This is a genomic window from Arthrobacter sp. Y3222053 (genome assembly GCF_059092805.1).
The window spans coordinates 242,759-262,530 of record NZ_JBNHIA010000005.1 but is presented as its reverse complement, the minus strand read 5'-3'; the positions used below and the strand labels follow the sequence as shown (position 1 = coordinate 262,530).

The 19,772-nt window shown below is 64.6% G+C and carries 16 protein-coding genes; 6 read left to right on the top strand and 10 right to left on the bottom strand.

Going from position 1 to position 19,772, the window contains the following annotated elements:
* Nucleotides 1-56: 56 nt before the first annotated feature.
* The 4 genes from AC5RUW_RS14080 to AC5RUW_RS14065 form a co-directional block, all read right to left on the bottom strand.
* A complete protein-coding gene (locus tag AC5RUW_RS14080; protein ID WP_494161257.1) occupies nucleotides 57-3,428 on the bottom strand; it encodes an ATP-binding protein in 3,372 nt (1,123 codons plus the stop codon).
* Nucleotides 3,425-4,378, bottom strand: coding sequence for a DUF4194 domain-containing protein (locus AC5RUW_RS14075; RefSeq protein ID WP_494161256.1), 954 nt, complete (start codon nucleotides 4,376-4,378; stop codon nucleotides 3,425-3,427). Before AC5RUW_RS14075 ends, AC5RUW_RS14080 begins: the two co-directional genes overlap by 4 nt.
* Nucleotides 4,371-5,870, bottom strand: a complete 1,500-nt coding sequence (locus AC5RUW_RS14070) for a DUF3375 family protein (RefSeq protein WP_494161255.1) — start codon at nucleotides 5,868-5,870, stop codon at nucleotides 4,371-4,373. The genes AC5RUW_RS14075 and AC5RUW_RS14070 overlap by 8 nt, the downstream gene beginning before the upstream one ends.
* Before the next feature lie 455 nt (nucleotides 5,871-6,325).
* Nucleotides 6,326-6,958 carry a LysE family translocator gene (locus AC5RUW_RS14065; protein WP_494161254.1) on the bottom strand — a complete coding sequence of 211 codons (633 nt, stop codon included), beginning with the start codon at nucleotides 6,956-6,958 and terminating at the stop codon, nucleotides 6,326-6,328.
* Between the two features lie 111 nt (nucleotides 6,959-7,069).
* On the opposite strand from AC5RUW_RS14065, the gene AC5RUW_RS14060 reads away from it, so the two are divergent.
* From AC5RUW_RS14060 to AC5RUW_RS14040, 5 genes are all read left to right on the top strand, one after another.
* On the top strand, nucleotides 7,070-7,654 hold the full coding sequence (locus tag AC5RUW_RS14060; protein WP_494161253.1) for a CGNR zinc finger domain-containing protein: 585 nt from the start codon (nucleotides 7,070-7,072) through the stop codon (nucleotides 7,652-7,654).
* Nucleotides 7,655-7,886: 232 nt separating this feature from the next.
* Nucleotides 7,887-8,402, top strand: coding sequence for a PH domain-containing protein (locus AC5RUW_RS14055; protein ID WP_494161252.1), 516 nt, complete (start codon nucleotides 7,887-7,889; stop codon nucleotides 8,400-8,402).
* Nucleotides 8,399-10,009: a PH domain-containing protein gene (locus AC5RUW_RS14050; protein WP_494161251.1), complete on the top strand. Its 1,611-nt coding sequence runs from the start codon at nucleotides 8,399-8,401 to the stop codon at nucleotides 10,007-10,009. The genes AC5RUW_RS14055 and AC5RUW_RS14050 overlap by 4 nt, the downstream gene beginning before the upstream one ends.
* Nucleotides 10,010-10,016: 7 nt before the next feature.
* Nucleotides 10,017-10,658 (top strand): TetR/AcrR family transcriptional regulator, encoded by a 642-nt coding sequence (locus tag AC5RUW_RS14045; RefSeq protein ID WP_494161250.1) that lies wholly within the window; start codon nucleotides 10,017-10,019, stop codon nucleotides 10,656-10,658.
* Nucleotides 10,659-10,668: 10 nt separating this feature from the next.
* On the top strand, nucleotides 10,669-11,400 hold the full coding sequence (locus AC5RUW_RS14040; RefSeq protein ID WP_494161249.1) for an MFS transporter: 732 nt from the start codon (nucleotides 10,669-10,671) through the stop codon (nucleotides 11,398-11,400).
* Nucleotides 11,401-11,485: 85 nt separating this feature from the next.
* On the opposite strand, the gene AC5RUW_RS14035 is transcribed toward AC5RUW_RS14040, so the two are convergent.
* The 6 genes from AC5RUW_RS14035 to AC5RUW_RS14010 all read right to left on the bottom strand — a co-directional run bounded on the left by AC5RUW_RS14035 (nucleotide 11,486) and on the right by AC5RUW_RS14010 (nucleotide 17,675).
* The gene (locus AC5RUW_RS14035) at nucleotides 11,486-12,370 is read right to left on the bottom strand and encodes a GNAT family N-acetyltransferase (RefSeq protein ID WP_494161248.1); all 885 of its coding nucleotides are present in this window, start codon (nucleotides 12,368-12,370) and stop codon (nucleotides 11,486-11,488) included.
* 43 nt (nucleotides 12,371-12,413) lie between these two features.
* Nucleotides 12,414-12,962 (bottom strand): GNAT family N-acetyltransferase, encoded by a 549-nt coding sequence (locus AC5RUW_RS14030; protein ID WP_494161247.1) that lies wholly within the window; start codon nucleotides 12,960-12,962, stop codon nucleotides 12,414-12,416.
* Between the two features lie 207 nt (nucleotides 12,963-13,169).
* On the bottom strand, nucleotides 13,170-13,781 hold the full coding sequence (locus tag AC5RUW_RS14025) for a recombinase family protein (protein ID WP_494161246.1): 612 nt from the start codon (nucleotides 13,779-13,781) through the stop codon (nucleotides 13,170-13,172).
* Between the two features lie 113 nt (nucleotides 13,782-13,894).
* The gene (locus tag AC5RUW_RS14020) at nucleotides 13,895-15,079 is read right to left on the bottom strand and encodes a TniQ family protein (protein ID WP_494161245.1); all 1,185 of its coding nucleotides are present in this window, start codon (nucleotides 15,077-15,079) and stop codon (nucleotides 13,895-13,897) included.
* On the bottom strand, nucleotides 15,076-15,984 hold the full coding sequence (locus AC5RUW_RS14015; protein ID WP_494161244.1) for a TniB family NTP-binding protein: 909 nt from the start codon (nucleotides 15,982-15,984) through the stop codon (nucleotides 15,076-15,078). Before AC5RUW_RS14015 ends, AC5RUW_RS14020 begins: the two co-directional genes overlap by 4 nt.
* 2 nt (nucleotides 15,985-15,986) lie before the next feature.
* Nucleotides 15,987-17,675 (bottom strand): TnsB C-terminal domain-containing protein, encoded by a 1,689-nt coding sequence (locus AC5RUW_RS14010; RefSeq protein WP_494161243.1) that lies wholly within the window; start codon nucleotides 17,673-17,675, stop codon nucleotides 15,987-15,989.
* A 340-nt stretch (nucleotides 17,676-18,015) separates the two neighbouring features.
* On the opposite strand from AC5RUW_RS14010, the gene AC5RUW_RS14005 reads away from it, so the two are divergent.
* Complete coding sequence (locus tag AC5RUW_RS14005) at nucleotides 18,016-19,701, top strand: ATP-dependent nuclease (protein WP_494161242.1); 1,686 nt, start codon at nucleotides 18,016-18,018, stop codon at nucleotides 19,699-19,701.
* Nucleotides 19,702-19,772: the final 71 nt, after the last annotated feature.

The window sequence follows — 19,772 nt, the reverse complement described above, 5'->3', positions numbered from 1 at the left end:
CGCCTCGAATTGCTCGAATCCGGCCGGGAACTACGTGAAAACGTGCAGCAAACCTCTCAGCGCAGCAGGATGTTTACCGGCACCGAGCCGCCGGACCGCTGCAGGGTGCCGGAGCGGTTGGTCGCGTCGTCGCGCAGGATCTCGGTGACCGAGCCGAGGAACCGGGACAGGTCCACCTTGTCCTCCGGGGCGGCCAGCAGCAGCTGGAACCCGAACTCGTGCAGCGCGTTGATCGACGCCTCGGCGAAGGAGAGCGAGGACTTCACGAACGCCTCGTCCATCATCACCGTGCCGTAGGTGCTGAACCCCTGGGACACGATGCCCAGCTGGTAGGCCAGCGCGGAGGCCATGATGAACGCGGTGAACCGCTGGCCCTCGCCGCCGGACATCAGCGAGGCCTGCAGGTTGGTGTACGCCCCGCCGTCGGGCAGCCGGTGTGTGCAGGTGATGGTGACGTGCGCGCGCACGTCGAGGACCTCGGCGCGCCAGCGCTTCTCCTCGGGGTCCTTCAGCCGCTCCACCAGCGCCTCCAGGCCGGCGTAGCGGGCGTCCATGTCCGCCTTGTCCTGCCGGCGGCCCATCAGCGGCAGCGCGTTCTTCAGGTCCTGCCGGAACTTGTGCGCGGCGTCGGGAATGCTGTCCTTCACCTCGATCTCCAGGTGGCTGCCGGCGTGGTACTCCACCCGGCGCAGCACCGAGTTCAGCGGCAGCAGCCGCGAGGAGATGCTGCGCCGCTCCTCGTCCAGCAGCTGCAGCAGGTCGCTGAACCGCTCATAGGTGCGGTTGTTGAAGTACTCGCGGAACTCGGCCTCGCGCTGCGGCAGGCCCTCGGTGACGATGTCCTCGTACCGGTCCGCGTAGGCCTCGGCGGCGTCCACGGAGGTGCCGAAGTCCGAGCCCCACTTCTCGGTGTAGGTCTCGAAGATCCGCTCGAGCCGGTTCTTCGATTCCAGCAGCGCCTTCTCGTGCGCGGCGGCGCCGGTGAGCAGCTTGCGTTCGACGGCGGCCGCGGCCGCGGTGACGGCGTCGGCGTCGCGGGCTTCCCCGTAGGGGGCGAACAGGTCCTCCAGCGCGGCGCGCAGCTCCTCGTCCAGGGCCTCGGTGCCGCGGGCGGCGAGCACGTCGCGGCGGCCGACGGCGGCGTCGAGCTGGGCCTGCAGGCGGGCCAGTTCACCCTTGAGCGTGCCGACCTTCTCGACGGCGGCGGTGTGGTCCAGCTCCGCGGTCTCCAGCTCGAAGCGGATCTGCTCCAGGTCCGCGTTCGCGTCCCGGGCGGTGTCCAGGCGCTCCTGCGCGGCGGCCAGCTCGGCGCGGAACGCGTCCGCGGAGAGCTCCTCCCAGGTGCGGGTGTCCTCGGCCACCCGCGACGCGGCAGCCAGCCGGGCGGCGACGGCGTCCTGGGCGCGGGCCTGCTCGCGGGAGGCGGTGTCGGCCTCCTCGAAGGAGCGCTGCAGCGCCTCGAGCTCGGCCTCGAGGGCGGCGACCTTGTCCTTGTTGTCGAAGCCGAGCACCTGGTCGCCGGGGTTGGTGTGCCGGTCGTCCTTTTCGGTGGTGCTGGCGTTGCGCTTGACCGCGCCGCCGCGGGTGACGCCGCGGTCGACGTCGGCCAGCCCGGCCGGATCCGCGACGCACACGTAGTCGTAGTGGGCGGTGATCTTGCGGCGCACCCAGTCGCCCATCGCCCCGGCGGCGGTGAGCAGCTTGGTGACCAGGTGGTCCTCGTCCGGCGCGGTGCGCCCGTCCACGGGCACGGAGACGTCGATGCAGCGGATGAAGCCGCGCAGGTTCGTCTCGCTCAGGTAGCGGGTGACGGCGGGCATGTGCTCGCCGGGCACCAGCAGGGACACGGCCAGGGAGCGCAGGGCGCGTTCGGCGGCGGGGCGCCAGGCGGCGTGCTCCGGGGCGAGGTCGATCAGTTCGCCGGCGAAGGGCATCTCCTCGGCCGGGATGCCGGTGCCGGCGCTGATCCGGGCGCGCAGGTCCAGGCTGTCCTGGCGGATGTTGCTGCGCCGGCGGCGGAAGGACGCGATTTCCTCCTCGAGCCGGCGGATCCGGCCCTTGGCGGCCCACGCTTCGCCGTGCGCGTCGCTGCTGCGCTCGCGGGCGGCGGCCAGCTCGGCGGCGAGGGATCGCACCTGGTCGGCGGCCCGGCGTCGGGCGGTTTCCAGGCCGGCGGGGGAGAAGTCGGCGTCCAGCCCGGCGGCGTCCAGGTCTGCGCGGGCGGCGGTTTCCACCGCTTCGCGGGCGGCCAGCTGGGCCTGCGCGGCGGCCAGTTCGCGTTCCAGGGTGGCGACGGCGCCGCCGCCCTCGGAGGCGTAGCGGGCGCGGAGCGCGTCCATGGCGTCCTTGAGTTCGCCGCGGCGGGTTTCGGCGTCGGCCAGGGCGGTGCGGGCGGCGTCGGTCTCGCCGGTGAGCCGGGCGACCTCGCGTTTCTGTCCGGCGAGGGCGAGGCTGCGGCGGTAGGCGGGCAGGCCGCGGTCCAGCAGGGCGCGGGAGCGTTCCAGTTCGGCGCGGGCGGTGAGGTATCGGGCGTGCAGGCCGGGGACCTCGGCGAGGTGGTCGCGCTGCCGGCGGGCGCGTTCGAGCTGGCGGCGGATGCTGCGCAGGTGGCTGAAGTCCTCCACCGCCTCTTCGGCGGCGGTGAGGGTCTTCGGGGTTTCCAGCACGTTGGCGCGGAAGAAGTCGTTGACGGTGCCGCCCAGGCCGCGGCCGGTCTGCAGGATGCGCAGCAGGTTGAACGCCTTCTCGTCCTCCACACCCAGGGCGTGCCGGTAGCGCTCCGCGAACAGCTTGTGCGAGTCGAAGACCTGTGCGCCGGGCAGCAGTGCCTCCAGGCTGCCCTTGGTGAACCGCCCGCGCATGCCGGTCTCGATGGCGGCGACGTCCAGCGGGCGGTTGTGCAGCAGGTAGAACCGGCCCACGTGCTGTTCGGTGCCGTGCTCGGGCAGGTCCATCAGCACGGAGAGGCTGGTGACCTGGCCCAGGCCGTTGTCGAAGGTCAGGCACGCGGCGGACCAGGTGGCGCCGGGGCGCTGGTAGGCGGTGCCGGTGACCGGATCCGTGCCGGGGGCGGCGTCGGCGGGGGTGCCGGACGTCGGTGCCGTGCCCGCGGCGGGGGCCGACGTCGGCTGGGTGCCCAGGCGGCCGCGCATGTAGCTGAACGCGGTGCGGCGTTCCTCGGCGGTGGTGCCGCCGTTGTTCTGGGCGGCCTCGTTCATCTTGGGCCGGGCGTCCATGACCTGCAGGATCGCGTCGAAGACGGTGGACTTGCCGACGCCGGAGTCACCGGTGAGCAGCGTGCCGGCGCGGTCCACGTGGATGGTGTGCGCGCCGTCAAAGGTGCCCCAGTTGACGATCTGCACCGAGGCGAGCCGGTTCTGGCCGGGGTTGATCAGGTCCCCCATGGGCAGGGTGGTTTCGATGCTCATGCCTGCTCCTCCACAGCGGTATCGAGCTCGGTGAGGTCGAGCGCCGGGGTGCCGGCGGCGTCGGGCTCCGTCATCTCCGTGCCGGACACGGCGGCGGCGGTGCCGGGCGCAGCGGCGGGCGCGCCGTCGTCGTCGGGCTCGGTGAGGGACTGCATGAAGGCGATGATGTCTCCGATGTGCTCGTAGGGCAGGGCGAGCGGCAGGGCGGGGGAGATCACCCAGGTGTCCTCCAGCTCGGTGGGCAGCAGCAGGCGGCGTTCGGAGACCAGCTTGCGGATGGCGGCGTCGGTGAGGTCCTCCACGCCCTTCGCGTCCTGCTGGCCCGGGTCCACGTACTGTTCGAGGATTTCGACCATGTCGCGGCGGGCGATCACGGCGTCGTTGCCGGTGCCGGCGTGGCGGTCCAGCAGCAGGCGCATGCGCAGCAGCAGCAGGGTTTCCTCGCGGGTCATTTCGCGCTGGCGCTGCAGCACCTGGGTGTGCGGCTCGGCCATGTCCACCGGGCGCAGCAGCGCGACCTTGCGGTCCTCGTCAATGACCAGCTGCAGGAACAGTTCACTGAGCCGGGTGCGCAGCTGCTCCTGGTTGTCCACCACGGTGTTGTAGACGTTGTCCGAGGAGGTGGCGTCCAGGTAGGGGCCGCGCAGCAGCCGGACCAGGGCCTGGCGCAGCTTCAGCGGCAGGGTGCCGGTGTCACCGGGGAACAGCTCCGGGCCGTCCACGAGGACGTCGCGGGCGGGGGTGTGGGAGTCGTCGAGGTCGGAGTCGACGTCGTACGTGTCGTCGGCCTCGGGGAAGTCGGTGCCGTCCTCGAGTTCAACCTCGACGGCGGTGTCAGCGGCGTCTGCGAGGGTGGCGTCCTCGCTGGTTGCGTCCACGGCGGTGTCCGTTTCCGGCTCGATCGCATCGGGCAGGTCCTGCGCGGCGGGGGCGGGGGTGGGCTCACTCATGGTCTGGGTCTTTCGCGACGGTGACGGCGGGCAGCACGGCGGTGCGCTCGGTGCCGTCGATCTGGATGAAGGAGACGGATTCGGACCGCGCGCCGCCCCCGGAGGCCGCGGGGGCGCCGTCGGCCGCGGAGCCGGTGACGGTGCCGGCGGCGGCGGCCTGGGCGAGCAGGGCGCGGATGCTGTTCAGGTGCCGGTGTTCGGCCGGCAGTTCGGCGAAGACTTCGGCCACGGTGGCCCGGCCGCGGCGGGCGGCCGCCTTGCGGACGGCGGCGCCGAGCACCTTCCGGTCCGCGCGCGGGGTGCGGGCGGCGCGGTGGATGTCGGTTTCGGTGAAGCTCGGCGGCTCGGGCAGCCGGCCGGGGGCGCGATGGTCGGCCGGGTCGAACAGGCGCACCATGCCCAGGGACTCGAAGGCCGAGCCGTACAGTTTCGGTGCGGGCACGACGGCGGCGCGGCGCCGGCCGCGGGGTGCCTTGTGGATGGCGGTTTCGGCGGCGCGGATGAGCTGGCGCAGCTGGACGGATTCGCGGTACTCGTCGCTCTGCACGTAGGTGTGCATGGATTCGGAGAGTCGGCCGTAGATGCGGTGGATTTCCGCGGCCTGGGCGCGCATGTCGCTGATCAGCCGGTAGAGGGCCTGCCGGTCTTCGGGGCTCATCCGGTCCGCGAAGTCGCGTTCCAATACTTCGCTGATGGCCTGCCGGAAGCGGGCCTGCTGGTCGGCGTCGTTCAGGAACGCGGTGAAGCCCTCATAGGTGCGGCCTTCGCTGGTGCTGCGCAGCTTCCGGTCGGCTTCGAGGATTTCGCCCATGGTCAGGCCCTTGGCGGCGTTGGATTCCACCATTTCCTGGCGGAGCGCGTGCAGCATCTTCTCCAGGCCGTCGCGCATGCGCTTGAAGTCGGCGGGCAGGGACGCGGCGAGGTCGAGGATGTCGCCGGCGGCTTCGAGCGCGGCGTCGGCGTCCATGGGCGGGGGAGCGTCGCCGGCTTCGAGCGCGGCGATCATTTCCTCGCGCCGGGCGATTTCCTCGCGGAGCACTGCGATGCGCGCTTCCGGATCCGGGTTGGATTCCTGGGCGAGGTTCTCCACCCGGGAGAGCAGGGTGGCCAGGCGGGAGCTGTTCAGCGAGGTCTTGTCGCTGGTGAATGCGTCCAGGTAGGAGAGGAAGCGGACGGAGGATTCGGTGAGTTCGTAGACGAACCGGCCGTCGGCGCGGGGGCGGGCCAGGAAGCGGCGGGCCACCCAGTCGTCGGCGTAGTTCTTGCCGGTCCAGTCCTCGCGCAGCGCGGCGCCTTCGCGGCGCAGGGCGGCGAGGAAGGTGTCGGTCATGTCGTGGAAGTCCTCCAGCGGCACCCGGGGCCGGGTGCGGGGGAAGGCTTCGCGGAACAGTGCCAGCACCCAGGGGTTCGCGGAGGTGAGCCGCCAGCCCGGCGCGGCCTGCAGGCGCTGCAGTTCCGCCCGGTGCGCCAGGGCGTTTTCGGTGAAGGACATGCTGCACTTTCCGCCCGTGCTGTGGGGAAAACGGGCCCTCCCGATTCTAGCTGGGTGGGCGCGAAGGGCCGGTACGGGGTGAACGGCGGGAACGTTCCGGGATGGGGCGAGCCGAGGACCGATGCCGAGTCCGGGACAGCGCCCTGCCTGCTCTCTTCCTTTACGCCAGCCGCAGGCGCCAACGTGCGTGCTTTGGGCTGCTGCAGTTGAGCTACCTTCACCGGGCACTAAATCGGGCGGGGTATCTGCGAATACTCGATCTGAGCAGCTCTGCGGGGATGTCAGTTTCCGAAGTCGTCTGCACAGAATGTCAAAAGTGGTCTGCACAGCCCGCCCGTTGGGGATCCTAGAGTGGGACGCCTAATTCCAATCTCGGCTCGTGCCAAGCGCTGCAGTGAGCAGCGAGGTTCCGGCACGCCGGTGCTGCCTCTATCCGAGGCTTGGAAGCTCGGGTATCAGGGGCCGAATCCTTCGACTACATCTGCCAAAACAACGGCTGCCAGTCCCGCATAAACGAGACCAGCGGCGTAGCTCAGCACGGCATCGGTCCGTCGTGAGCCGCCAAAACGTTCATGAAAGACACCGGCCAGCACGCCGAGAGCTCCGTAAAGCACCACTTCAAACACCACGTTGATGACCCCTAGCATCGCGAGCTGCAGCTCAGCGTTCTCCGCACTGCCAATGAACTGGGGAAGGACGGCTAGAAAGAAAAGCAGCAGTTTCGGATTGGTAAGGCTGACCAACATCCCTCGAACGTACGGCCGCCCAGCCGAAACGCTGGGAGCACCGCCGGTAGTGTGGCGTGCGGTGCGGATCGTCACGTATGCGAGTCTCAGCAAATAGAACGCACCGAACACCTTCACCGCGATCAGAATCAAAGGGTGGGACTGGGCTATCTTTCCCACGCCGATGACCACCGCTGCTGCGTAAATTGCCATACCTGTTCCAATGCCGAGAATCGCTTTTACCGCGGAGCGCTTACCAGCTTGGAGACCCACAGCAAGCATGTACGCCATGTCCGGCCCGGGTGGGATCAGAAAGAGAAGAATGAGGGCAACGAAGCCAGGCAGAACGCCGACGTCCACCATGTCCCACCTCGCTCCCTTGCGGTTGAGGGGAACAAATTAGTTCCGCGCGAACCGGCTTAGACGGTTCTATCAGTCTGTCTCAACAAGTTGCAACCGGCTAAGGTGGTTCTCATGCTCACCAAACTCCCCGACTTCCGCCCTGGAAACGTGCTGACAACCAGGTTCACGGGGACCTTAACGGAGCGTTACGGTGACTCCGTTGAGCGCATTCCTACGCCAGAGCGGCTCCAGGACTGGCTTGCAACCAACGGCCTTACCGTGCAGAACTGCACCACTGAAGACCTCGCTCATGCTCATGAGCTCAGGGAATCGATTCACGCCGCCGCGACGGCGACCGCAGCTCGGGCCGCAGCTATCCCCGAATCTGCTGTTAGCATCATTAACGGTTTCAGCAGTCAGGGCAGCCCTTCAGCCTTACTGGCGGCCGACGGAAAACGCTCCTGGCGGCTCAGCGCAACGAGCGGCGTTGCGGACGCTCTGAGCCTGATCGCAGCGGATGCGATCAGCATTATCGCTGGTGACCGCGACGGAAAACTGGCCATCTGCGTCTCCGCTACCTGTCGGGCTGTTTTCCTAGATACGAGCCAAAGCCGCACGCGCAAATGGTGCGATATGAACACATGCGGCAACCGGCAAAAGAAGGCTCGCCTCAAAGCCAGCCAAGCGAGCAGGACCCAAAGGCACCAAGCCCTGTAAGCACCCGGCAGCCGGTTCCCCCTCACGTCTACTCTCGCAAGGAAGCGGCGCCAGGCCGTTGCGATTTAGGATCCCCGAGCGGGACAGCCTAGGCTCACTCCTTCAACAACGGCAGGTGTGCGCCCTTTGATCACGTCGTTGCGATGGTCTGGGGAGGGTTCCTTGCGCACCGAACAACAGCCCGTTTCGACCGATCGGTTGACTCTTCGACCGATCGGACTAAGCTCGGAGCATGACGGACATCGACAAAGTCGAGACAACCGATCTGAAGATACGCCCGCCGGGCCTACAGGTCGACCGGCGGGCACCGGTGTGGTGGATGGTCCGGAACCTGCTCTTCTGCGGAATCCCACTTACGGCCCTAATCGCGGGTGTGGTCCTTTGGGATCCCGCACGGGCGTGGCTCGCTACGCCGATTGTGGGCATGACTCTGGTCCTCGCCGCTAAAGCGGGCGTCGAACCATGGTGGCGCTACCGGGTGCATCGCTGGGAAGTTACGGATCGGGCCACATACGCATCCACGGGTTGGCTCGTCACCGAGTGGCGCGTAGCACCGACCTCACGCATCCAGACCGTCGACGCCGTGCGTGGGCCTCTCGAGCAACTCTTCGGCCTGGCCACGCTGCGGGTGACAACAGCTTCCTCCTCCGGTGCCATCAACATCCGCGGCCTCGACCGCCGCACCGCTGAAGAAGCCGCTGGGCGCCTCGCTTACATAGCCGAGCTCTCCGAAGGCGATGCGACATGACAGCGACGTCCGCTGCCGAAACGCCCTGGCAGCGCCTCAGCCTCCGTGTTGTGTGGGTCGACGTCGTCGTAAGTCTGCTCTCGCTGCTTCCAGGCGCTGCCGCGATCTGGGTCTTCGACGCCGATCCCTCCCTCGACACACTCTGGCCTCTTGCCTTCGTGGCCGTTGCGGGCACCACCCGTGCGGTCAGCGATATCCTGCGCTGGGCCTTCACGACCTACCGCGTCACTCCAACCGACATCGAGCAGCGAACCGGGGTGTTGCTTCGCCGCCACCGTATCCTTCATCGTGACCGGGTACGCAGCGTCGACACGGCTACAAAGCTGCGGCACCGGGTTGCCGGCCTGCGCATCGTCACGATCGGTGCGGGGCAGCAGTCCGGTGCAGGAGAATCGGCACTCGTCCTAGACGCGCTGACATCCACGGATGCCACTACTCTTAGGGAACGCCTTCTCCCCTCCGGCCTCGCCGCCTCACTTGTCACCGCGGCATCGACCGCTGGTGCGTACAACGCCGTGGAGGAGCACGGACATGCCCCGATAGGGAGCGGGCAGACCCAGCCTCCCGGAATCGGCGAGGACATCGAATCCGTCGAGGTACTCGCCACCTTTCGTCCTTGGTGGGTCGTCTACAACATGTTCAGCATCTGGTCCTATGTCATGGCGGCCGGCCTACTCTGGGGCGGGTTCTGGTTCGTCTCGACCTTTGGCGTGGATGCCATCGGCTTCGTCACCGGCCTGACTGATTGGGATGCAATGGGGTGGGCCGGCATCACGCTTCTAGTGCTCGCGGGCTCCGGAATGCTGGGAGCCCTGGGGCTCGGAGTCAGCTTCCTCCTCGGCTATGGAAGGTTTGAGCTTTCACGGGTTCGAGCGGGGAACCACTCCCATCTCCGCACCCGCCGCGGACTGCTGAGCACGCGCGAAGTCATCCGCGACGAAGCCCGGATGCGCGGTCTCTCCATCGGTGAGCCTGTCCTTTGGAGGTGGATCGGGATGGCTGACACCAATGTCATCACCACAGGACTCAACGTGTGGGACCCCGAGGAACCAACCGCAATCCTTCCCCGCGGCCCGATCACAGTTGCCCGCGGCGTAACCGGGAGAATCTTCGGCCGGGAAAATCCTTTCGACGCACCGCTGGCGGCGCACCCTCGCACCGCGCTCCGGCGTCGCCTCTGGTGGGCTTCAGTGGCGTCTGCCGTGGCCCCCGCAGTTCTGTTCGCACCCGCCCTCGCCGGGTTGATACCCGCCTGGGCGCCCTGGGCTGCCGCCGCAGCATGGCCGCTCGCACTTCTCGCCGCGGTCGTCGCCTATCGGGCACTTGGCCACACGATCGCTGGCAGGTACCTCGTGGTGCGCTCCGGACTCTTCAGCCGCACCACCTCAGCGCTGCGGCGCGACGCGGTGAGCACGATCGCGGTGCGGCAGTCGGTGCTACAGCGCAGGCTGGGGCTAGCCACCGTCTCGGCGATGACGGCAGCCGGATGGTCGACGTACGAAATTCCGGATGTGCCTGCAGACCGTGCCGTGGGACTCGCCTCGCAAGCCGCACCCGGCGTGCTCGACGAGTTCATTGGGCACGTCTTCCCCGCCGGCCGACGATAATGGAAACGTGACATCCCCTGAATATCCCGTGCGCACCTTCACCGGGATGGCGCGCCGCGCACAAATCATCCGCGCCGCAATCACGACCGTAAACGAAATCGGATACCACCGGGCGTCCCTCTCTGAGATTGCGGTGCGTGCCGGCGTCGGGAAGAGCGCGATCGTCTACTACTTCGCGTCAAAAGAATCGCTGCTGCTCTGCGTCGTCGACGAAGTGTTCGGCCGCCAGTACGAAGCGATTGCACCTGCGGTGCACGCGGAGCCGGATCCCCCCGCGCAGCTCCGCGCCTACGCGCGCGCCTATCTCGACTACGCCGACTCGCACCGCGAAGAGATCACCGCTGGAATCGAGATTGTCGTCTCGCACCGTACCGAGAACGGAACGCCTCTTTATCTCACCGGCGCCGAGGAGGACTCCGCGCTGCTGCGGCGCATCCTCTCCACTGGTATGGATGCCCGCATCTTCCGACGGATGCCGCTCAACATCGCGGTCTCACTCGTCGAGTCACTCCTTGATGTATGGACCACCGAGCTGCAGCGCGACCTGAAGGCCGAACTCAACAACTTCGGCGAGGAAATCGTCGACTTCCTGCTGCAAGGCCTAGCCGTTTCCCAGCCGATGGACCCGGACTCAGCGAAGACCTCTTAGGTATGACGTAATGGCAACCGCCATCCGAGGAGTGCGTCGCAAGGTAGGCGAGGGTTTGCGCTGGATCTACCGCCACCCTCGGCTCGGACCATTAGCTTGGTCCAGCCACGCCTGGTTTATCGGCTCCGCGATGATGGGGGCAGTCCTTCCGGCACTGGTACTGAATGACCTGAGAATCGGTGCGCTGGGACTCGGTCTGGTTCTCACTGGTGCAGGAATCGGTTCCGTCGTGGGAACCCTCATCTCAATACGTATAGGGCAGCGGTGGGGTACCGGTAGAACGATCGTTACTGCTCGACTCATCCAACCGGCAGCGCTTGCGCTGATCGCCTTTTCTCCGCTGGTTGCTGCCGCATACGGTCCACTGACTGATCAGGCCTACGGATCGCCTGCTGCCTGGCCGACACCGCTCTGGGCCGCTTTCGCCGTCGCCGTGGGAGGACAGTTCCTTTTCTGGATGTCGATGGGCTTTGAGGGCCCTCTGGAGATGGGTTACTGGCAGGCTGTAACGCCAGACAAACTCATCGCAAGAATGAGTGCCACCAGACGCTCTATGAACCGGGGAATGATCGTCCTTGGCGCACCCCTCGGAGGCTTCGTTGCCACCATCACAAGTTCCTCCATCGCCCTCTGGGCCGCCGCCGGAGTCATGTTGCTGTCAGCCTCGATGCTGCTGTTCTCCAAGTTCCGAAACGCAAACGTCGAGCACGATCAACTAACCGATGAAGAAGCTCTCACCTGATCGCACGCTAAGGGATCCCACAACGGGACGGCGTCCCGGTCAGCTTGTGTCGATCCAGCGCTGCGCGAAGACCTTCGTGAAAACTTCACGAAGCGCGACGCCAGTCGGTGACCTCGGGATGCGCAGTGAAGCCAGCCGCCAGGTAAGTGGACACAGCTCCGACGTTGGATCTCTCTGCGCAGACTGCGGCGCTCGATGAGCCCATCTCGCGAAGCGCTGCCGCGGCTGCACGCGTCATCTTCGTTCCGTAGCCGCGACCACGGTGGTCCTGATGCACGCCCATCGGCTCGATGAGACCGGGACGCCCCACGCCTGCGGACCACACCGCTGCGACGGCGACTGCATCGCTGCCGCCGTAGAGCGCCAGGATGCGCGAGGAGCCAAAGAACGGTCCCTCCGCTGCTGCCTCCCATCCGCGCATAAAGTTGTGAGCCCGCTCCTCCGGCATGGGCGTTCCACGGAAGGCCGACCAGTGAACGGCCACCCACTCATCGGTGGAATCCGGTTCGACGGTCTCGACGCGGAGACCAGTAACGTCGACTGGTGCGGTCAGATCACACCGGAGTGGCGTCCACGGCTCGTCGGGTAGCCACCCCTCTTTTTCGAGTTGCGTGGAAAGAGCCGATGCGCCGCGCGCCTCGATGGTTGCGCTTCCTGCGGCGAGGGCGCCCGTCGCCGGCTCACGGACATCGTCGACGATGCGGCGGGCGAGAGATTCGTCCTTGTGCAGCGCCGGATCCATGGCAAACCGCAGCAGCTGCGGGCCGTCGACAAGCGCGATCGCTAGAGCCGTGCCACAGTGCGACCACACCCGCGTCGCAGCGGCAGTGGCAGCCGCTCCACGCAGCGAGTACCAGCCCAAATCGCCCGGATGCAGATGTAAGGGTCCGCTGTCATGCTGCCAAGCCCTCAACGCGCGAGAGATTCCGCCGAGCTCGTCTATGCCTGGTGTTCGCAAGTCAATTTCCATGCGTCGCGCGTTCTCCGTTCTCATGGGTGCGCATGTGGGGCATTTACACGCTGAGGTCGTCCCAGATCAGATGTGTAGTCTTTCCGGTCTCCCAGTCACGTCGAAGAATGGCGTAGGCGATTGAAGCAAGCAGTGTGCCCTCCTCGTTTGGCCAAGACTCACGGTAATGAGCTTCTTTGACCCAACCGCAGCGGAGGAACGTTTTGCGCATGGCGACGTTGTCCTCCCTGGTCTGTCCCTCAAACCGGTTGACTGCTGGCATGGTCATGAAGACATGCTGTGTAGCAGCGCGCAATACTTCCGTTCCAAGGGCACGCTTGCGGAATGGTGCATCGAGGCGAAGATCGAACAGCGGCGTGTTCTCACTGAGGTCTTCGAACCGGAAGAAGCCGATGCGGCCGTGCTCGCTGTGGTCAATCCAGTAGGAGTCATTGTCGTCATTGCGATAGGCCCCTTCACGGATGGCGGTCCCCACAATCTCGCGAGTGGGGTGCGGCCAAATGTGAAAAGGAAATTCGTTGCGCATCATGAAGGATATGAGCGGTTCGCGATCGGTTCCAATGGGATCAATGCGTGTGAAGGTAATCGGCATAGTGCTTCACCCTACTGTGTGCCAGGACAAGACTGACCGAAGTAGGTTCGGTTAAAGCGCCGCGACCCGCGCCCGCAAGCCGGTCGCCTACCGGCCGTCCCCGTGGCCTTGCTGCTGATTTAGGAGACCCGTGTCATGACGGCTCCGGATGATTCCCGTATGACCCGCCTGAGAAACTGCCCGGTGCGGGTGCGACAAACGGACGCACTACCGTGAGAGGAGCTTTTCACCGTCGGGGCGCAGTTCCCCGGTGGGCGAGACGTGGCGGTAGAGGGTTTGGCGGGTGACGCCGAGTTCGGCACAGAGGTCGCTGACCCTGGTTCCTGGTTTGCCCATGGACGCCATGGCGAGCCTGAGTTTCGCCGGGGTCATCTTGTAGGGGCGTCCGCCGTTACGGCCGCGGGCCCGGGCGGAGGCGAGCCCGGCCAGGGTGCGTTCGGAGATGAGTTCGCGTTCAAATTCGGCCAGGGCGGCGAAGATCCCGAAGACAAGCTTCCCGGAAGCGGTGGTGGTGTCGATGGCCGCACCCTGGCCGGTGAGGACTTTGAGTCCGATGCCTCGTTCGGTGAGGTCGTGGACGATGTTGACCAGGTGGCGCAGGTCCCGGCCGGGCCGGTCCAGTTTCCAGACTATGAGGGTGTCGCCGTGGCGCAAGGCCTTGAGGCAGGCAGCCAGCTCGGGTCTGTCGTCCTTCTTCCCGGAGGCACGTTCGTCGTAGAGGGAGTCGGCGCCGACGCCGGCGGCCAGGAGTGCGTCGCGCTGCAGGTCCGTAGTCTGTGACCCGTCCGTCTTTGAGACGCGCATATATCCAACGAGCACAGCCGTCACCCCTCATCATTTATACGTTCGTTTAAGTGACAGTCTGATTCCAGATCGGCCCGGAATCGGAATATGTCACTTAACGCGTTATTTATTCTAAGTCATGCAAAGGGTTACTGATTTTCTGTTTGTGACAAGAAGCCGAACGGCAGGTGAAGCTCGGCGAAGGTTTGCCGGAGACTGCGCACGGATTCTTCACTTCTGCATCCGTACCGTGCGAAATCGTAGAGCTGCTGCGCGACGACTGGGTCTTCTTTGGCTGCTGCGATGCAGACTTCCAGTGCATCCGTTGCCTGCTTCCAGAGCTCATCGAGGGTCGGCTTCTCTTGAGCGGTTGCTGTCAGTGGTCCACGCGGGGTTCCGTCGCTGATCCGGGGGTTCGGTTCCGGGCGCAGGAGGTAGGCGGAGGTTCCCAGCGCGGTCAGTGAGCCGGCTTCAATCAGTTCCATCGCGGCGGCGGCCGCTTCGAGCAGCTGCTGCTGGATGGGCCAGTGGAGGGTCTCGAACGGCTGCCACGAATACAGGCCGGCCCTGAACGGGTGACCGCAGTGTTCCCAGACATGACGCACGTCGTCCAGTTGCCGGCCATATCGTCCCAGGGCTGTGGTGAGTTCGTCCAGGATGGTCCGCAGCAGCCGGAACCAGATGCCGGCGTGAACCGGATATCGGGGCAGGTCCACGGAGCCAGTGGTTATCGCCTGCCACGTGCGCCGGTCCATGAGGGACAGCGACTCCGGCAGCGGCCGCTGGTCATGGGCGGGAGTTGCCCACAGATTGAAATCAGGAGGGTGTCCTTCGTAGGTTTCGAGCCGGTGCCCGTGTACCAGGCAGCTGGTCATGAGCGGCAATTGCCAGAAGAGCAGTATGGCCGGGCTTGATGCCAGGCAGTCCGGGCATCCCCGCCGCGCCCCGGTGGCCGACAGCCATGGCACCCACTTCTGCGGGGCGTAGATATTGCGCCGCTTCGGTGGCAGGAGCACGGAGAGCTGGTGCACATAGGTTTCGTAAGCGCCGGGCGCAGGGCTGAGGCTGTCAACGAGCCATGGCACCCATCCGGCCATGGTCATGGCATTCACTCGGTGTTGATCAAGACCGGTGCGCTTGGCGAGCTCTTCAAGCAGATCCGTCGGCGGGTTCAGATCCAGCTCGGGGTCGCTCAGTTCCCTTTGGCCAAGTCCGTGTTCGAGGAGCTCGTAGGAGTGCATGTCATAGCTGGAGGCAATCCGCCGCAGCCAAGAAGACAACGATTCCATTTCCACTGGAGCCGGGTGCAGGGGCCAGCGTTCCGGCGGTCTCAAATTAGTTCGCGTTCGAACAAGCGCCGCCGTTCGGCGGGTCCTGCATAGTCGGCCATGGCCAGGGTGCGGCGATTGATGCGTTCTTCCCCGCTTTCAACGGCGGCGATCGCCGCGGTCGTCAAGAGGCGGGTGAGTTCGCCAATGGTTCCCTCGCTTCGGGTTAGCAAATACTGCGCCATATCGGAGGTGGCGATGTCCGAGGGGCGCTGCAGCGGCAGGGCGACGGCGAAGCTGGCCAACAACGACAGGGTGTCCTCACCCATATTCCACAGGGGAAGGACGATGGGTTCGAACCTGTTCTCCAACTGATCATCGGATCTGACCGCAAGATACGCTTCCCGTGTTCCGACGCCGATGATCGGCATGCGCAGCTCGTTGCCCAGGAATCGCAGGACGTTGAGGAACTCCCGGCGGCTGTTGCCCTGTCCGGCGAGGACATTGTGCAGCTCGTCGATGACAAGCATCCGCACTCCCGTTGAACGCAGCAGCTTCAGCGAGATCTGCTCCACGTCAGCCAGACGCCGGCGTGGCTGAAGAGGCGCACCCAGCGCTGCCAGGAGCGCGATGTAGAAGCGCAACACGGACGGCTCGGACGGCATCTGCACGCACAACACCGGAGTGTTTTCCCGGTTTGCCTCGGTCACAGGCGGGTGCCCCCGGCGAAACTTTTCCACGATCATCGACTTGCCATTGTTCGTCGGCCCGATCAACAACAGGTTCGGCATTCGCTGTTTGTCCGGCCAGCACAGCAGGGTCTCCAGACGGGCCACCGCCTCCACCGCGCGTGGGTAGCCGATCCATCGGTCGGCCCGGATCAGTTCAACCCGTTCGTTCGCAGGCAAACGGGCCGCGTCCCGCATGCTCGGGTGCAGGTGGGACAACTCGGGTGCCTCGTACTCGCGCATGGTCACCACTGCTCGATCTGATCGAATCGCGCCACTCTGGCCGCGTCCGAGACCGTTTCCGGCGCCTGATCAGCAGGGGCTTCCAGCGGGAGTGAAGGGGCTGGCATCCCGGCGCGCCGCGTCGTCGCTACATTGCGGCGCTCGGCGTCGCGTCGCATGCGACGCGTGGTTTTCGACGCAGTAGTCGCGATCTCTCGCATCTGCTCGATCGTGCGGAACAATGCCGCCTCATCCACTTGCGCTATGCCTCGCTCGTGTAGCCGCGCCAAGGCATGCCTGTGCTCCCATAGGCTCACAGACGGGTTCGCCATCGTCCGGTAAGGAACCTCCACATAATGAACCCCCTCTGGTTCCAGCACCCAGATTCGGCTGATGTCCCGGGGGTCCCGACGGATCAGAAACGGTCCAAGCCTGTCGCGCCGGCTGATCCACGGCTTCAGCGCATTCGAGAAATAGTGGACGTGGTCGATGACGAATCCCGTCCGCGTCAGGGTGCGGCGCACGACGGGAAGGAAGTCAACCAGGAACGCTGTCGGGTTCGAGGCAACCGCCGGCAGCCCCTGGGCGGCCACTCCTTCTGCCCACCGACCGGTGGGAGTCTGCGCCAAGGTGCTGTGGATGGTGCCGTGGTAGCTGGTCATGGCGAGGGTCATCCATTTCTCCAGCTCTCGCAGCGTCAGCGCCGCCTTCCGGTCCGAGTCATACCGGCCCCGTTCAACGGGATTGGAAAAGGTGGTTCCGGGGAGTTCATGGATTTGCTGCATCGCGGTGCCAATCACCCGTTCCACGATCCCGCCATAGTGAGGCCGGCCCGGCGGGCGGTAGGCCAGCTCGATACCGTGTTGTTCGCATCCTCGCCGGAGCGCCTCGCTCTTGAATTCGCTGGCGTTATCCAGGTGCAGCTGCCTCGGCTTCCCGCTCATGGGCCACTGCGCCTCAATAGCCAAACTTTCAAGCCATGGCCTTTTGTCAGTGCTGGCATGCGCCAGGCACAGCCCGACCGACACTGCCGAGGGAGCCTCCAGAGTCACGACCATGCCAATAATGCATCGGCTGTAGACATCGATCGCGACAGTCAGATATGGGCGGCCGATCGGCTGGCGGTCCCGTTCGTCCACGACGATGACGTCAATGACCGTGTGATCGACCTGCACCTGTTCCAAAACTGTGCCGACCGCCGGCACCTCGTCCCCAGCTGACTGCAACGGCCGTACCGCATTGGCACCACCCCTGCGCCGGCCTACCTCAACTGGATTCAGTGCCCGGATTCGCCGCTCGACCGTGTTCCGGGCCGGGACAGGGAGCTGTCGTTCGCGGCACGCTGCAGCGATGTCGCGATACACCGCTGCCAAGGTCCGCTTCTGCCGGGTCAGGAACTGCTTCCGCACGATCTCGCGGACGAGGTCTTCGACCTCGTCCAACAGACGCGCCGTTCCTTTCCCTCCAGAGGAGCGGCCCGGGGCCAAATCCGTCAGCAACCCAGACCCGGCGCGATGGCGTTTGATCAGCACGTAGACCTGGCGATTCGATATGCCCAACGCCAGTGCGGCTGCATCAACTGCCGCCCTGCCGACGACCGCTTGCGCTGCCAAGGGCGTGATCACCGCCGACGTTGACTTCGTCCTGTCCCACAGAGCATCTGGCATAGTCAACGTGCCCGGCTCACGAACGTGTGCAGATTTTTCACCCACTCCGCTACCTCCCTTGGTGTGCAGAGGAGTAGTAAGCAACAACGACGTTAGTGCAGAGGAGTGCGGAAAAACCAGTGCCCAACACTCGTCTGCACAACTGCGAGAACAGGCGGCCAGCAGTGCAGGCGGGTATGGAAATTGACAGGGGAATAGGTTGGGCTGGAGGTACGGCCGAGATGCTGCGCTGGAGGACCGGCTTACGGGACAGCACCCCTAGGTGTCGAGTTCCACATTTCGTGGCGGTTGTGAATATGTAGGGTGTGCCGGTGCAGCTAAGGTAGCTATTCGAAGGACTCCCACCGTGCCGTGGAATGGGAGAAAGGCACTTGTAGGAGGACTAATGAAGCTCACTGAGCTAAGGGTAAGGAACTATCGGACGATCGCGAGCGAACAGACCATACGTCTGAACTCTGGGACCACCCTGGTGGGTCCGAACAATAGCGGAAAGACAAATCTGCTTAGGAGCGTCCAGCTCTTCTTCACGGGATATGAGAACGAGGCTGGCTATGACAAGGAAGTCGACCTCACTTTCGGAGCTGGGTCGCAACGTACAAGTCTGGTGGCGTCGTTCGAACTAGATGGTCATCCTAGAGATAAAGAGGTTGAATCGCTTCTAAACGATCTTCACGAGATTGTCGGCACTAAGCGAGAATCGGAGTCGTTCAGCGTCAACCTCTACTTCGCAGGTGCGAATAACACGCCCGTTTACAGGGTGTTTGCAAACACCAAAGTGCCTAACGAAGCGGATCGACCTGCGTTTAGCCGCAAGCAAAAGCAGCTTGTGGAAATCCTTATGAGTACATTCCGGTGTCACTTTGTGCCCTCTGCCAAGAGCACCTCACGCCTCTACCAAGACTTACTTCAACCGTTCCTCGCAGAGATCGCCGCAGACGCCATCGAGCCACATCTGAAGGGCATTCAGCAAGCTCTAGGTCAGGTTTCAGATAGCCTGAACGACCAGCTCGAGGCTGTAGGACTGGGCCAGATTCGTGCCGCGTTCTCGCTACAAGGTACATCCGGTTCGCGTTTGCTAACCGGATTTGAACTGTTGCTATCGGATCCGCAGCGCACTCCTATCGGAGAGAAGGGACAAGGTATACAGTCCACCGCCCTCTTTGCTTCTTTTGTGTGGATTACGCAGCAAGAGCAAGCAGCTGGGTATGTCCCAATCTGGCTCATTGAGGAGCCCGAATCTTACCTACATCCCGAACTGTCAAAGTCATGCCAGGAGCTTCTTGACACCCTCGCCCAACACTCCCTTGTCGTGCTGACAACCCACTCCCTTTCATTTGTCCCGCCCGACCTTCAGCGGATCCAAGGAGTGGATCTAGACGCACATAATCGAACGGTCGTTTCCAGCTTCGCCACTCACCGCGACGCCACTGGCCGCATCCGGGATGCTTTGGGCGTCCAGTTTTCCGACTACTACAATTTGGGACAAACCAACATCTTTGTAGAAGGTCCGTCTGATGCCGAGCTGCTTGTATGGGCCGCCGAACGATGCGGTGGTGTTGAAGGTTACCCACTGATTCGACAGAGCTACATTGATGATTTCGGGGGTGTGAAGCAACTCGAGGGTTTCCTAAGGGCCGTCTTCGAGCCCATCAGCGCGGAACGGGCTCTGGTCTCGGTCTTCGATGGCGATGAAGCGGGCCATAGAAGCCGTCAAAATCTGCAGCAGTATTTTGGCCAGAAGAACGTCCAATTCCAGCCAAACATCCACTTTGTCTCGATTAGAGCTGGCTATGCGGTGGAAGGCCTGTTCCCTGATTCCTGGCTTGCAGAGGCATATGAGAAACATCCGGGCTGGTTCGATTCCTTCTCAGTTGATTCCGTTGGCGCGGTCGAACCCTTTGTAGTGAAGGACCGAAACAAGTCCAATTTGCAGAACCTCATGCGAGAACAGGCCGACGGTGCCGACAACTTGGAGTGGGCTGACAGGTGGTTGCCAGTGTTGAATGCAATTAAGGCGGCGCTTATGAAGCAACTGGATAAGTTAACCAATGCACCATCTTCTACTGCTTGAGGATCCTTCGTCGGTATGGAAGCGAGTTGCGCTCACGGCGGGAGCGCTTCGAGAGAAGGTGCCGTAGACGG

Bases quoted from the DNA above. Each gene is read 5' to 3' on its own strand.
- AC5RUW_RS14080 (WP_494161257.1), bottom strand. From the start codon at position 3,428: ATGAGCATCGAAACCACCCTGCCCATGGGGGACCTGATCAACCCCGGC.
- AC5RUW_RS14075 (WP_494161256.1), bottom strand. From the start codon at position 4,378: ATGAGTGAGCCCACCCCCGCCCCCGCCGCGCAGGACCTGCCCGATGCG.
- AC5RUW_RS14070 (WP_494161255.1), bottom strand. From the start codon at position 5,870: ATGTCCTTCACCGAAAACGCCCTGGCGCACCGGGCGGAACTGCAGCGC.
- AC5RUW_RS14065 (WP_494161254.1), bottom strand. From the start codon at position 6,958: ATGGTGGACGTCGGCGTTCTGCCTGGCTTCGTTGCCCTCATTCTTCTC.
- AC5RUW_RS14060 (WP_494161253.1), top strand. From the start codon at position 7,070: ATGCTCACCAAACTCCCCGACTTCCGCCCTGGAAACGTGCTGACAACC.
- AC5RUW_RS14055 (WP_494161252.1), top strand. From the start codon at position 7,887: ATGACGGACATCGACAAAGTCGAGACAACCGATCTGAAGATACGCCCG.
- AC5RUW_RS14050 (WP_494161251.1), top strand. From the start codon at position 8,399: ATGACAGCGACGTCCGCTGCCGAAACGCCCTGGCAGCGCCTCAGCCTC.
- AC5RUW_RS14040 (WP_494161249.1), top strand. From the start codon at position 10,669: ATGGCAACCGCCATCCGAGGAGTGCGTCGCAAGGTAGGCGAGGGTTTG.
- AC5RUW_RS14035 (WP_494161248.1), bottom strand. From the start codon at position 12,370: ATGGAAATTGACTTGCGAACACCAGGCATAGACGAGCTCGGCGGAATC.
- AC5RUW_RS14030 (WP_494161247.1), bottom strand. From the start codon at position 12,962: ATGCCGATTACCTTCACACGCATTGATCCCATTGGAACCGATCGCGAA.
- AC5RUW_RS14015 (WP_494161244.1), bottom strand. From the start codon at position 15,984: ATGCGCGAGTACGAGGCACCCGAGTTGTCCCACCTGCACCCGAGCATG.
- AC5RUW_RS14005 (WP_494161242.1), top strand. From the start codon at position 18,016: ATGAAGCTCACTGAGCTAAGGGTAAGGAACTATCGGACGATCGCGAGC.